The organism is Streptomyces sp. NBC_00083 (genome assembly GCF_026343295.1).
Classification (GTDB): Bacteria; Actinomycetota; Actinomycetes; order Streptomycetales; family Streptomycetaceae; genus Streptomyces.
The window spans coordinates 353,382-366,054 of the sequence record NZ_JAPELY010000005.1 but is presented as its reverse complement, the minus strand read 5'-3'; the positions used below and the strand labels follow the sequence as shown (position 1 = coordinate 366,054).

At 73.5% G+C, this 12,673-nt stretch carries 11 protein-coding genes; 9 read left to right on the top strand and 2 right to left on the bottom strand.

Going from position 1 to position 12,673, the window contains the following annotated elements; genetic code table 11:
* Positions 1–15 precede the first annotated feature (15 nt).
* A complete protein-coding gene (gene paaN, locus OOJ98_RS34260; protein WP_267059037.1) occupies positions 16–1,680 on the bottom strand; it encodes a phenylacetic acid degradation protein PaaN in 1,665 nt (554 codons plus the stop codon).
* A gap of 198 nt (positions 1,681–1,878) precedes the next feature.
* On the opposite strand from paaN, the gene OOJ98_RS34255 reads away from it, so the two are divergent.
* From OOJ98_RS34255 to OOJ98_RS34245, 3 genes are read left to right on the top strand one after another with little or no spacing between them, the layout of a single operon-like run.
* Positions 1,879–3,444, top strand: a complete 1,566-nt coding sequence (locus OOJ98_RS34255) for a 3-hydroxyacyl-CoA dehydrogenase (protein ID WP_267059036.1) — start codon at positions 1,879–1,881, stop codon at positions 3,442–3,444.
* The gene (locus OOJ98_RS34250) at positions 3,441–4,034 is read left to right on the top strand and encodes a TetR/AcrR family transcriptional regulator (RefSeq protein WP_267059035.1); all 594 of its coding nucleotides are present in this window, start codon (positions 3,441–3,443) and stop codon (positions 4,032–4,034) included. Before OOJ98_RS34255 ends, OOJ98_RS34250 begins: the two co-directional genes overlap by 4 nt.
* Before the next feature lie 49 nt (positions 4,035–4,083).
* On the top strand, positions 4,084–4,923 hold the full coding sequence (locus OOJ98_RS34245; RefSeq protein WP_267059034.1) for an alpha/beta hydrolase: 840 nt from the start codon (positions 4,084–4,086) through the stop codon (positions 4,921–4,923).
* A gap of 49 nt (positions 4,924–4,972) precedes the next feature.
* On the opposite strand, the gene OOJ98_RS34240 is transcribed toward OOJ98_RS34245, so the two are convergent.
* Complete coding sequence (locus OOJ98_RS34240; protein WP_267059033.1) at positions 4,973–5,461, bottom strand: Lrp/AsnC family transcriptional regulator; 489 nt, start codon at positions 5,459–5,461, stop codon at positions 4,973–4,975.
* 180 nt (positions 5,462–5,641) lie between these two features.
* Here OOJ98_RS34240 and pdhA point away from each other — a divergent pair, with 180 nt between their 5' ends.
* The 6 genes from pdhA (at position 5,642) to OOJ98_RS34210 (ending at position 12,669) form a co-directional block, all read left to right on the top strand.
* Entirely contained in the window at positions 5,642–6,766 is a 1,125-nt protein-coding gene (pdhA, locus tag OOJ98_RS34235) for a pyruvate dehydrogenase (acetyl-transferring) E1 component subunit alpha (protein WP_267059032.1), read from the top strand.
* Positions 6,766–7,797: an alpha-ketoacid dehydrogenase subunit beta gene (locus OOJ98_RS34230; RefSeq protein ID WP_267059031.1), complete on the top strand. Its 1,032-nt coding sequence runs from the start codon at positions 6,766–6,768 to the stop codon at positions 7,795–7,797. Before pdhA ends, OOJ98_RS34230 begins: the two co-directional genes overlap by 1 nt.
* Positions 7,797–9,191: a dihydrolipoamide acetyltransferase family protein gene (locus tag OOJ98_RS34225; RefSeq protein ID WP_267059030.1), complete on the top strand. Its 1,395-nt coding sequence runs from the start codon at positions 7,797–7,799 to the stop codon at positions 9,189–9,191. The genes OOJ98_RS34230 and OOJ98_RS34225 overlap by 1 nt, the downstream gene beginning before the upstream one ends.
* Positions 9,192–9,260: 69 nt before the next feature.
* Positions 9,261–10,250, top strand: a complete 990-nt coding sequence (locus tag OOJ98_RS34220; protein ID WP_267059029.1) for an NTP transferase domain-containing protein — start codon at positions 9,261–9,263, stop codon at positions 10,248–10,250.
* A complete protein-coding gene (locus OOJ98_RS34215; protein ID WP_267059028.1) occupies positions 10,247–11,596 on the top strand; it encodes a molybdopterin molybdotransferase MoeA in 1,350 nt (449 codons plus the stop codon). The genes OOJ98_RS34220 and OOJ98_RS34215 overlap by 4 nt, the downstream gene beginning before the upstream one ends.
* Positions 11,584–12,669 carry a TrkA family potassium uptake protein gene (locus OOJ98_RS34210; protein ID WP_267059027.1) on the top strand — a complete coding sequence of 362 codons (1,086 nt, stop codon included), beginning with the start codon at positions 11,584–11,586 and terminating at the stop codon, positions 12,667–12,669. The genes OOJ98_RS34215 and OOJ98_RS34210 overlap by 13 nt, the downstream gene beginning before the upstream one ends.
* The last annotated feature ends 4 nt before the right edge of the window (positions 12,670–12,673 follow it).

The window sequence follows — 12,673 nt, the reverse complement described above, 5'->3', positions numbered from 1 at the left end:
CTGCGGCGGCCCGACTCAGGCCTGCCTGCGGACCTCCACCACCCGGAACCGGTTGGCCACGAATGCCCCGTCGCACAGGGCCGCGTTGGCCGCCGGGTTGCCGCCCGAGCCGTGGAAGTCGGAGAACGCGGCGGTCTGGTTGACGTACACCCCGCCCGTCAGGTTCAGCGACAGCTGGGCCGACTCGTCCAGGCAGACGTCCTCGACGGCGCGCTCCACCTCGGGCGAGGTGGTGTACGCGCCGACCGTCATGGCGCCCTTGTCGCGGACCGTGCGGCGCAGCAGCTCGACCGCGTCGGCCGTCGAGTCGACGGCGACGGCGAAGGAGACCGGGCCGAAGCACTCCGACAGGTAGGCGGCCTCCGTGTCCGGCTTGGCGCCGTCCAGCTTGACGATCACGGGGGTGCGCACCACCGCGTCCGGGAACTCGGGGTTGGCCACCTCCCGCGAGGGCAGGGCGACTTCGCCCAGACTGGACGCCGCCTCCAGGCGGGTCTTCACGTCCGGGTTGACGAGGGCGCCGAGCAGCGCGTTGGCCCGCGCGTCGTCGCCGAGGAGGCCGCCGACCGCGCCGGCGAGGTCGGTCACCACCTCGTCGTAGGTCTTCTGGCCGGCGTCGGTGGTGATGCCGTCGCGGGGGATCAGCAGGTTCTGCGGGGTGGTGCACATCTGGCCGCTGTACAGGGACAGCGAGAAGGACAGGTTGGCGAGCATGCCCTTGTAGTTGTCGGTGGAGTCGATGACCACCGTGTTGACGCCGGCCTTCTCCGTGTAGACCTGCGCCTGGCGGGCGTTGGCCTCCAGCCAGTCGCCGAAGACGGAGGAGCCCGTGTAGTCGATGATCTTGATTTCGGGGCGGACCGCGAGGGTCTTCGCGATGCCCTCGCCGGGGCGCTCGGCGGCGAGCGCCACCAGGTTGGGGTCGAAGCCCGCCTCGGCCAGGACCTCGCGCGCCACCTTCACCGTCATCGCGAGCGGCAGGACCGCGCGCGGGTGCGGCTTGACCAGGACCGGGTTACCGGTGGCCAGGGAGGCGAACAGGCCCGGGTAGCCGTTCCACGTCGGGAAGGTGTTGCAGCCGATGAGCAGGGCGATGCCGCGCCCGGCCGGCGTGAACGTCTTGGTGAGCTCCAGGGGGTCGCGCTTGCCCTGCGGCTTGGACCAGGCGGCGCTGCCCGAGGGGGTGCGCGTCTGCTCCTGGTAGGCGTAGGCGACGGCTTCGAGGCCGCGGTCCTGGGCGTGCGGGCCGCCGGCCTGGAACGCCATCATGAAGGCCTGGCCGCTGGTGTGCATGACCGCGTGCGCGAACTCGTGCGTGCGCGCGCCGATGCGGGCGAGGATCTCGACGCAGACCAGGGCCCGCGTCTCGGGCCCCGCGGTCCGCCAGTCGGCCATGCCTGCGCGCATCGCGGGCAGCAGTACGTCGAGGTCGGGGTGCGGGTACTGCACGCCCAACTCGATTCCGTAGGGCGAGACTTCGGCGCCCGTCCAGTCGTCGGTGCCCGGCTGGTCGAGGTCGAAGCGGCGGTTCAGGAGCGCGTCGAAGGCGGCCTTGCCGTCCTCGGCGCCCGTCTCCCCGTAGGCCTTGGGGTGCTCCGGGTGCGGCGACCAGTACGCACGGGTGCGGATCGCTTCCAGGGCCCCGTCCAGGGTGGGCCTGTGCTTCTCGGTCAGCTGCATGGAGCAACTCCTCGTCGAGTCTTCGAGCTGGGCAGGGAGAGCCGGACACCGCTAGAGTAACCGAACGATCGGTCGGGACAAGAGGGCCCGGGGAAACCTGTGGACAACTACCGGCCATGTCCGCCGCGGCCCCTGTCGTGCGGCCCCGGAAGGGGGCCCGCCGGGCCCGTGGGCACGCCGTAGGGGAGGATCGCGTTCATGACCAAAACCGCCAGCGCCTCAGCGATCGCGCCGAGCCGTACCGTCGCCGTCGTCGGCACCGGGACCATGGGGCAGGGCATCGCCCAGGTCGCCCTCGTCGCCGGACACCCCGTACGGCTCTACGACGCCGTGCCGGGCCGGGCGCGCGCGGCAGCCGACGCCCTCGCCGGACGCCTGGAGAGGCTGGTCGACAAGGGCCGCATGGACGGAGCCGCGCGCGATGCCGCGCTGGCCCGGCTGCACCCGGCCGACGCCCTCGCCGAGCTCGCCGACGCGGCGCTCGTCGTCGAGGCCGTGCTCGAACAACTCCCGGTCAAGCAGGAGCTGTTCACCGCCCTGGAGGCGCTGGTGGCCGAGGACTGTCTGCTCGCCACCAACACCTCCTCGCTGTCGGTGACCGCGATCGCGGGGGCGCTCACGCACCCCGGCCGCTTCGTGGGCCTGCACTTCTTCAACCCGGCGCCGCTGCTCCCGCTGGTCGAGGTCGTCAGCGGCTTCGCCACCGACGAGACCGCCGCGACCAGGGCGTACGAGACGGCGAAGGCCTGGGGCAAGACGCCGGTGCGCTGCACCGACACCCCGGGCTTCATCGTCAACCGCATCGCCCGCCCCTTCTACGCGGAGGCGTTCGCCGTCCACGAGGAGCGCGGCGCGGACCCGGCGACCATCGACGCGGTGCTGCGCGAGTGCGGCGGGTTCCGGATGGGCCCGTTCGAGCTGACCGACCTCATCGGGCAGGACGTCAACGAGGCGGTGACGCGGTCGGTCTGGGAGTCCTTCTTCCAGAGCCCCAAGTTCACCCCGTCCCTCGCCCAGCGCCGCCTGGTCGAGTCCGGGCTCCACGGACGCAAGAGCGGGCGCGGCTGGTACGCGTACGGGGCGCCCGGCGAGTCCGCCGCCCCCGGTACGGCGTCCTCGAAGGAGGCGGGGCGTCCCGAGCCGCACACCGCGCCGCCCGCCAAGGCGCCCGCGGCCGTCACCGTCGTCGGTGACCTGGGCCCGGCCCGCGCACTCGTCGCGATGATGACCGAGGCCGGCATCGACGTGACGAGCGTCAACGAGGGCGGCCCCTACATCGAGCTTCCGGGGGATGGACAACTCGTCCCGGCCGACGGCAAGACGTCCGTCGAGTTCGCGGACGTCGTCTACTTCGACCTCGCCCTCGACTACCGGGGCGCCACCCGTATCGCGCTCTCCGCGAGCGAGGACACCTCCGAGCGCGCCGTCGCCGAAGCCGTCGGCCTGTTCCAGAAGCTCGGCAAGGAGGTCAGCGTCATCGGTGACGTGCCGGGCATGATCGTCGCCCGTACCGTCGCGATGCTCATCGACCTCGCCGCCGACGCCGTAGCCAAGGGCGTCGCCACGGCCGAGGACATCGACACCGCGATGCGGCTCGGCGTCAACTACCCGCTGGGACCGGTCGAATGGAACCGGCGCCTCGGCCAGGACTGGGCGTACGACCTGCTCTCGGCGCTCCACGAGCGCTGCCCCACCGGCCGCTACGCGCCCTCGCTCGCGCTCTACCGGCAGGCGTACGCGGGCGACGAGGAGACGGGCTCATGACGACCGCCAAGCGCGACACCTACACGCCCGAGACCCTCCTGACGGTCGCGGTCAGGATCTTCAACGAGCGCGGCTACGACGGCACGTCGATGGAGCACCTGTCCAAGGCGGCCGGGATCTCCAAGTCGTCGATCTACCACCATGTCGCCGGCAAGGAGGAGCTCCTTCGCCGGGCCGTGAGCCGCGCCATCGACGGACTCTTCGGCGTCCTGGACGAGCCGGGCGCCCAGCGCGGCCGCTCCATTGAGCGGGTCGAGTACGTCACACGGCGTACCGTCGAAGTCCTGACGGCCGAACTGCCCTACGTCACCCTGCTGTTGCGCGTCCGCGGCAACACCAAGACGGAACGCTGGGCGATGGAGCGCCGCAGGGAGTTCGACCAGCGCGTCGCCGACCTGCTCAAGGCGGCCGTCGCCGACGGTGACCTCCGCGCCGACCTGGACATTCGGCTGGCGACCCGGCTGCTCTTCGGCATGGTCAACTCGCTGGTCGAGTGGTACCGGCCGCAGCGCGAGGGCGAGGTGGACGGGGACCAGGTGGCCGACACGGTGGTCAGGATGGCGTTCGAGGGGTTGCGGACCGGCCATTGAGTCCCGAGGCCGTTGACTGGGGCACCGAAGCGGATCAGCATCCACGGACATGGCTGCCTCGCGAACTCCTGCGCCCGTTGTGTCCCGCTGCGCCGTGGTGCTGCTCGCGGGACTGACGCTGGCCGGATGCAGCGCACGGGGCGGCGCGGACGGCGGGGCGAGCACGGCGCCCGGGGCGACGGCGGCCGTCAAGAAGGCCGCCGCCCAGCCCGGCGGACGGACGGCGCCCGTCAAGGGCGACACCTTCGGCTGCCTGACCCCCGAGCAGGCCGCGACGGATTCGATCGTCTTCACGAGCGCCACGGGATCGCCCACTGGCGGCTTTCTGACCGGACGTGGCAACACCGGGATCGTTCTCGCTCATCAGTCCGGCGGGAGCGTCTGCGAGTGGAAGGACCGGGCCCTTCAGCTCGGCAAGGACGGCTTCCGGGTGCTCGCCGTCAACAGCACGACCGGTGACCAGGCCGCCGAGATCGAGGGCGCGGCCACCGTGCTGCGCCGCGAGGGCGCCTGGAAGCTGCTCCTCATGGGCGCGTCCCAGGGCGGCGCCGCCACGCTCCAGGCGGCCGCCCGCATGCCGCTGAAGCCCGACGCGCTGGTCGCGCTGTCCGCCCCGTCCGCGCCCGGCCCGCCCGGTACGTCCGGTACATCCGGACCGGTGGACGCGCGGGCCGCCGCCGAGGCGCTCGCCGTGCCGGTGCTCTACCTGGCCGGCGGCCGGGACGGCGCCTCCGTGACGGCCGCGCGCGAGCTGAGCGCGGCCGGCACCAAGGCGCCGGAGAACCGCCTGGTCACGGTCGCGGGCTCCGACCGGCGCGGCGTGGGCCTGCTGAGCGCCCCCGACACCTGGGAGACCGTGGTCGCCTTCCTGAAGAAGTACTGCACCTGAGCGGTGCGCGACCCGGAACGCCTCGCGCACCGGGCCGCGCGGCACCCGTCTACACGGGGTCCAGGTCCGTCTCCTCGAACACCAGCAGCGTGCGGGTGGAGAGCACTTCCGGGATGGACTGGATCCGCGTGAGGACCAGCTCGCGCAGGGCCCGGTTGTCGGGGGTGTGCACCAGGAGCAGCACGTCGAAGTCCCCGCTCACCAGGGCGATATGAGCGGCGCCCGGCAGCAGTTTGAGCTGCTCGCGCACGGTTCGCCATGAGTTCTGAACGATTTTGAGCGTGATGTACGCGGCGGCCCCCTGCCCCGCCCGCTCGTGGTCGACGCGCGCGGTGAAGCCGCGGATCACGCTGTCCTCGACGAGCCGGTTGATCCGCGCGTAGGCGTTGGCGCGCGAGACGTGCACCCGCTCGGCCACGGACCGTATCGAGGCCCTGCCGTCCGTCTGGAGGATCCGCAGGATGTCGTGGTCGATCTCGTCCAGCGGGCGCGGTGGCACCGGCCGTGCGTCGCCGGTGGCCATTTGTTCAGCTGCCATGTCCCCCCGCCTTCCTGTTGTGGACGACCTGTTCCCATCTCAGGCTGTGGAGAACCGTTTGTCCACAGGCTGAAGGCGCCTGTAGCCAAAATGCGTCCACGACCGAACAATCGGTAGGTGAGGGGCGTCACAGTCGCGCCCCGTCCTGGATGTCCGCTCCGCACAAGGAGGTGCATTGGCATGACGGTCCAAGAGCTCCCCGGTGCCGCCGCATACCGGCCGGCCCCTCCACCCGCCTGGAGGCGCCGCACCGACCCCGCCCCGCTTCTGCCCGACCCCGAGCCCTTCCGGGTCCTGGGCACGGGTGCCGAGCTCGACCGCGCGCTGATGCTGAAGCTGTACGCGGAGCTGGTCCGAGGCCGCCGCTACAACGCGCAGGCCACCGCCCTCACCAAGCAGGGCCGCCTCGCCGTGTACCCCTCGTCGACCGGGCAGGAGGCGTGCGAGGTCGCCGCCGCCCTCGCCCTCGAAGAGCGCGACTGGCTGTTCCCGAGCTACCGCGACACCCTCGCCGCCGTCGCCCGCGGCCTGGACCCCATGCAGGCCCTGACGCTGCTGCGCGGCGACTGGCACACCGGCTACGACCCGCGCGAGCACCGCATCGCGCCGCTGTGCACCCCGCTCGCCACCCAGCTCCCGCACGCGGTGGGCCTCGCCCACGCGGCCCGCCTCAAGGGCGACGACGTGGTGGCGCTCGCCCTGGTCGGCGACGGCGGCACCAGCGAAGGCGACTTCCACGAGGCGCTGAACTTCGCGGCCGTGTGGCAGGCGCCGGTCGTCTTCCTGGTCCAGAACAACGGCTTCGCGATCTCCGTGCCGCTCGCCAAGCAGACCGCGGCCCCCTCCCTCGCCCACAAGGCCGTGGGCTACGGCATGCCGGGCCGCCTGGTCGACGGCAACGACGCGCCCGCCGTGCACCAGGTGCTCTCCGAGGCCGTCGCCCGCGCCCGGCGCGGCGGCGGACCCACCCTGATCGAGGCGGTCACGTACCGGATGGAGGCGCACACCAACGCCGACGACGCGACGCGCTACCGGGGCTCCGCCGAGGTCGACGCCTGGCGCGAGCACGACCCGATCCGCATCCTGGAGGGCGAGCTGACCGCCCGCGGCATCCTCGACGAGGACGGCATCCGCGCCGCCGCCGAGGCCGCCGAAGCCATGGCCGCCGCCCTGCGCGAGCAGATGAACGCCGAGCCGGTCCTCGACCCCATGGATCTCTTCACCGAGGTGTACGCCGAGCAGAACGGCCAACTGCGCGAGCAGGCGGCCCAGTTGCGCGCCGAGCTGGAAGCCGAGGCCCGCTGATGGCCACCGTCACCGACCGCGCCAACGGCCGGCAGGCCGCGAAGAAACCGGCCACCATGGCGCAGGCGCTCCAGCGCGCGATGCGCGACGCCATGGCCGAGGACCCCACGGTGCACGTCCTCGGTGAGGACGTCGGCACCCTGGGCGGTGTCTTCCGGGTCACCGACGGGCTCGCCAAGGAGTTCGGCGAGGACCGCTGCACCGACACCCCGCTCGCCGAGGCCGGGATCCTCGGCACGGCCGTCGGCATGGCGATGTACGGGCTGCGGCCGGTCGTCGAGATGCAGTTCGACGCCTTCGCCTACCCGGCGTTCGAGCAGCTCATCAGCCACGTCTCCAAGATGCGCAACCGCACCCGCGGCGCGATGACGATGCCTCTCGTGGTGCGGGTGCCCTACGGCGGCGGCATCGGCGGCGTGGAGCACCACAGCGATTCCAGCGAGGCCTACTACATGGCCACGCCCGGCCTCCAGGTCGTCACCCCCTCCACCGTGGAGGACGCGTACGGGATGCTGCGCGCGGCCATCGCGTCGGACGACCCGGTCGTCTTCCTCGAACCCAAGCGGCTGTACTGGTCGAAGTCCGACTGGTCCCCCGAGGACCCGGCGCCGGTCGAGCCCATCGGCAAGGCCGTCGTGCGCCGCTCCGGCACGAGCGCCACGCTCATCACCTACGGGCCGTCCATGCCGGTGTGCCTGGAGGCGGCCGAGGCGGCCCGCGAGGAGGGCTGGGACCTCGAAGTCGTCGACCTGCGCTCGCTGGTCCCGTTCGACGACGAGACGGTGTGCGCGTCGGTACGCCGCACCGGGCGCGCCGTCGTCGTCCACGAGTCGACCGGGTTCGGCGGCCCCGGCGGCGAGATAGCGGCCCGGGTCACCGAGCGCTGCTTCCACCACCTGGAGGCGCCCGTGCTGCGGGTCGCCGGGTTCGACATCCCGTATCCGCCGCCCATGCTGGAGAAGCACCACCTGCCCGGCGTCGACCGGGTGCTCGACGCGGTGGCACGGCTGCAGTGGGAGGCGGGGCGCTGATGCCGAAGGTCCTGGAGTTCAAGCTGCCCGACCTCGGGGAGGGGCTCACCGAGGCGGAGATCGTGCGCTGGCTCGTCGCGGTCGGCGACGTGGTGGCCGTGGACCAGCCGGTGGTCGAGGTGGAGACCGCCAAGGCGATGGTCGAGGTGCCCTGCCCCTACGGGGGAGTGGTCACCGCCCGCTTCGGCGAGGAGGGCGCCGAACTGCCCGTCGGCGCGCCCCTGTTGACCGTGGCGGTCGGGCCCCCGCAGGCGGCGGAGGCCGCCGGGGACCGGGCGGTGGAGAGCCGGGTGCGGGAGGCCGCCGCGGGCCCCTCCGAGCACTCGGAGGGTTCGGGCAACGTCCTGGTCGGCTACGGGACGGGGGCGGCCACCGCCCGCCGCCGCGGCCGGATCAGGCCCGCCGTGCCGTTCGCGGCCCCGGCCCCCGTCGGCGCGGCCGGCCCGGCCCCTGTCGCGGCTCCGGCAGCGGCCGTGGCGTCGGCGCCCGCCGGGGCGCCGGGACCCGTGCCGGTCATCTCGCCCCTCGTACGCCGCCTGGCCCGCGAACACGGCCTCGATCTGCGGGCGTTGCAGGGCACGGGCCCCGACGGCCTCATCCTGCGCGCCGACGTCGAGTCGGCCATGAAGGCCCCCGCGGCCCCGGCGCCCGCACCCGCCCTGACGACCGGCTCCGCCGCCTCCGGGCGCGCCGCCTCGACCGCCGTCGGTGAGCGGATCGCGCTGCGCGGCATCCGCGGAGCGGTCGCCGACAAGCTCAGCCGCAGCCGCACCGAAATCCCCGACGCCACCTGCTGGGTGGACGCCGACGCGACCGAGCTGATGGCGGCGCGCGCCGCCATGAACGCGGCCGGCGGCCCCAAGGTGTCCGTGCTCGCGCTGCTCGCCCGGATCTGTACGGCGGCCCTCGCCCGGTTCCCCGAGCTCAACTCGACGGTCGATCTGGCGGCCCGCGAGATCGTGCGGCTGCCCGAGGTGCACCTGGGCTTCGCCGCCCAGACCGAGCGCGGCCTGGTCGTGCCGGTGGTCCGTGACGCCCACACCCGGAGCGTCGACTCGCTCGGGGCCGAACTCGCCCGTCTCACCGAGGCGTCCCGCACGGGCACGCTGACCCCGGGCGAGCTGACCGGGGGCACCTTCACCCTCAACAACTACGGCGTCTTCGGGGTCGACGGCTCCACGCCGATCATCAACCACCCCGAGGCCGCGATGCTGGGCGTCGGCCGCATCATCCCCAAGCCGTGGGTGTACGAGGGTGAGCTCGCCGTCCGCCAGGTCGTGCAGCTCTCCCTCACCTTCGACCACCGGGTGTGCGACGGCGGCACCGCGGGCGGTTTCCTGCGCCACGTCGCGGACTGTGTGGAACACCCGGCGGTGCTCCTGCGCTCCTTGTGACCGACGGCCCCGTCAACTCGGGACGTTCACGGGGGTAACGGTGATCGACCGGCGGCTCATACTCGGGAGATGACCGCGTATGACGCCGCCGGGGCCGCGCAGCACTCCGCGAGCCCCGCTCAGGACTCCGCAGGCTCCACGCAGGACACCGCGGACACGGGCCCCGCCACCGGCGGCCCGCAGCCCGGCACCGCAGGCCCCGCCTACGACGCCGTGGTGCTCGCCGGGGGCGCCGCCAAGCGGCTCGGCGGCGCCGACAAACCGGGGCTCAGCGTGGGCGGCCGGTCCCTGCTCGACCGGGTGCTCTCCGCCTGCGCCGACGCCGCCACCACCGTCGTGGTGAGCGAACCGCGCGCGACCGCGCGCCCGGTGACCTGGGCCCAGGAGGAACCGGCCGGCGGCGGCCCGCTGGCCGCACTCGACGCCGGCGTACGGCACACATCGGCCGGGAGCGTGCTCGTGCTCTCGGCCGATCTGCCGTTCCTCGGCGCGCCGACCGTGCGGGCGCTCCTCGCCGAAGTGCGCCGCACCGGCCGTGACGGCGCGCTCTGCACCGACGCCGACGGCCGCGACCAGCCGCTGGTCGCCGTCTACCGCGCCGAACCGCTCCGCCGCGAACTGGCGTCGATCGCCGCCGAGCACGGTTCGCTCACCGGGCTCCCGCTGCGGCGGCTCACCCGCGCGCTCGACCTCACCCGCGTGACCGCGGACCCCCTCGCCTCGTTCGACTGCGACACCTGGGAGGACCTCGCCGCCGCGCGCGCCAGGATCAGGGACCATGGGGGCGTGCTGGACGAATGGATCACCGCAGTCAAGGACGAACTCGGCATCGAACTGGACGTCGACACCGGCGTCCTGCTCGACCTGGCAAGGGACGCCGCCCACGGCGTGGCCCGGCCCGCCGCCCCCCTCACCACCTTCCTGGTGGGCTACGCGGCCGCGAAGGCGGGAGGCGAGGGCAAGGACGTGGTGGACGCGGCACGCAAGGCGGCCGCGCTCGCCAACCGCTGGGCGGCCGAGGCCGAGGCCGCCGACGGCCCCACGAACGACGCCGGATGACCGCCCGGACCCCGGCGGCGGACGACGGGTCCGACGAGGCCCTCGCCCTGCTGCGCGACGCGGACCGCACCGCCCCGCGCCGCGCGAGCGAGCCCGCCGCCCGGCCCCGGCCGGAGCCCTCCGCGGCCGGCGCGCCCCACCGCCGCGCCTCCCCCTGGGACGACGCACGGGCCGTGGCCGCTCGTGCCGGCCGTTCCGCGCCGCCGCGCGCCCATCGCGTCCCGCTGGACCAGGCGCTGGGCGAGACCCTCACCGAGCCGCTGACCGCACTCACCGACCTGCCCTCCTTCGACACCTCCGCCATGGACGGCTGGGCGGTCGCGGGGCCTGGGCCCTGGGCCGTGCAGGACGGCGGGGTCCTCGCCGGACACGCGGCGCCCGCCCCGCTCGCCGACGGGGAGGCGGTACGCATCGCCACCGGCGCCCGCATCCCGTCGGGCGCCACCGCGGTGATCCGCAGCGAACACGCCCGCTTCGACGAAGCCCGCACCCTGCTCCAGGCCGACCGCGTGGTGCTGCACGGCCAGGACATCCGCCCGCGCGGCCAGGAGTGCCGCTCGGGAGACGTCCTGCTGCCCGCCGGCGCGCTGGTCACCCCTGCGGTGCTCGGCCTCGCCGCGGCGGCCGGATACGACGATCTGGCCACCGTGCCGAGGCCCCGCGTCGAGGTGCTCGTGCTCGGCGACGAGCTGCTCACCCAGGGCCTCCCCCACGACGGCCTGATCCGCGACGCACTCGGCCCGATGCTCGGGTTCTGGCTCCGGGCGCTCGGCGCCGACGTGATCGCCACCCGCCGGCTGAAGGACGACGCGGGCGCGCTGCTCGGCGCGGTCACCGGCTCCTCGGCCGACCTCGTCATCACGACGGGCGGCACCGCGTCCGGGCCGGTCGACCATGTCCACCCCGTCCTGCACAAGGCCGGTGCCGAGCTTCTTGTCGACGGGGTCGCCGTGCGACCGGGGCACCCGATGCTGCTCGCGCAGATCGGCGTGGGCAAGCATCTGGTCGGGCTGCCCGGCAATCCGCTCGCCGCGGTCTCCGGGCTCCTGACCCTCGCCGAGCCGCTGCTGCGTGAACTCGCGCACCGGGCCCGCCCGATGACGTACACCGCGCCGCTCCGCAACGAGGTGCAGGGGCACCCGCACGACACCCGGCTCGTCCCGGTGGTGCACCGCGCCGACCGGGTCCTGCCGCTGCACTACAACGGGCCGGCCATGCTGCGCGGGGTCGCGGCGGCCGACGGGCTCGCGGTGGTGCCGCCCGGCGGCGCACGAGCGGGCCAGGAGGTGGAGATCCTCGATCTGCCGTGGGCCCACACCGGCTCCGGCGACGGATGTTTCACGTGAAACTGCCCGGCCACGACGCGATGGCACGACAGGCGGGCGAACACCTCATCACCCGGCGGGTGCAGCTGCCCCGCCGGATCGTCGACCGGCCCCTGCGGCAGGTCGCGAAGCGGCTGCTCATGGCGCTCGGGGTGCTGATACTGACGACGCTCATCGTCTGGATCGACCGCGGCGGCTACCACGACAACGCCAACGGCAAGGTCGACTTCCTCGACGCCGTCTACTACGCCACCGTCACCCTCTCCACGACGGGCTACGGCGACATCGTGCCCTACAGCGACAGCGCGCGGCTCACCAACATCCTGCTGGTCACACCGTTGCGCGTGCTGTTCCTGATCATCCTCGTCGGAACCACCCTCGAAGTCCTCACCGAACGGACCCGCGAGGAGTGGCGGCTCAACCGCTGGAAGGCCCAGTTGCGAGAACACACCGTCGTCATCGGCTTCGGGACGAAGGGCCGGTCGGCGATCCAGACCCTCTGCGCGAGGGGCCTGAAAAAGGACCAGGTCGTCGTCGTCGACCCGAGCGCGAAGGTGATCGAGACCGCCAACGCCGAGGGATTCGCCGGCGTCCTCGGCGACGCCACCCGCAGCGATGTGCTGTTGCGCGCCGAGGTGCAGAGGGCCCGCCAGATCGTCATCGCCACCCAGCGCGACGACACCGCGGTCCTCGTGACACTGACGGCCCGCCAGCTCAACCGCGGCGCCAAGATCGTCGCGGCGGTACGCGAGGAGGAGAACGCGCCGCTCCTGCGGCAGTCCGGCGCGGACGCGGTGATCACCAGCGCCAGCGCCGCCGGCCGCCTCCTCGGCCTGTCCGTGCTCAGCCCGAGCGCCGGCACCGTGATGGAGGACCTGATCCAGCAGGGCAGCGGGCTCGACATGGTGGAGCGTCCGGTACGCAAGAGCGAGGTCGGACGCGGTGTGCGCGACACCGAGGACCTGGTGGTCAGCGTGGTGCGCGGCCACCGGCTGCTGGCGTACGACGACGCCAGGGCGAGCCCCCTGCAGCTGACGGACCGGCTCATCACGATCGTACGAGCCAGTGGGCCGGTGGAGGGCCGGCCGGAGTAGCGTC

Coding starts and splice junctions, on each gene's coding strand:
- paaN (WP_267059037.1), bottom strand. CDS start 1,680: ATGCAGCTGACCGAGAAGCACAGGCCCACCCTGGACGGGGCCCTGGAA.
- OOJ98_RS34255 (WP_267059036.1), top strand. CDS start 1,879: ATGACCAAAACCGCCAGCGCCTCAGCGATCGCGCCGAGCCGTACCGTC.
- OOJ98_RS34250 (WP_267059035.1), top strand. CDS start 3,441: ATGACGACCGCCAAGCGCGACACCTACACGCCCGAGACCCTCCTGACG.
- OOJ98_RS34245 (WP_267059034.1), top strand. CDS start 4,084: ATGGCTGCCTCGCGAACTCCTGCGCCCGTTGTGTCCCGCTGCGCCGTG.
- OOJ98_RS34240 (WP_267059033.1), bottom strand. CDS start 5,461: ATGGCAGCTGAACAAATGGCCACCGGCGACGCACGGCCGGTGCCACCG.
- pdhA (WP_267059032.1), top strand. CDS start 5,642: ATGACGGTCCAAGAGCTCCCCGGTGCCGCCGCATACCGGCCGGCCCCT.
- OOJ98_RS34230 (WP_267059031.1), top strand. CDS start 6,766: ATGGCCACCGTCACCGACCGCGCCAACGGCCGGCAGGCCGCGAAGAAA.
- OOJ98_RS34225 (WP_267059030.1), top strand. CDS start 7,797: ATGCCGAAGGTCCTGGAGTTCAAGCTGCCCGACCTCGGGGAGGGGCTC.
- OOJ98_RS34220 (WP_267059029.1), top strand. CDS start 9,261: ATGACCGCGTATGACGCCGCCGGGGCCGCGCAGCACTCCGCGAGCCCC.
- OOJ98_RS34215 (WP_267059028.1), top strand. CDS start 10,247: ATGACCGCCCGGACCCCGGCGGCGGACGACGGGTCCGACGAGGCCCTC.
- OOJ98_RS34210 (WP_267059027.1), top strand. CDS start 11,584: ATGTTTCACGTGAAACTGCCCGGCCACGACGCGATGGCACGACAGGCG.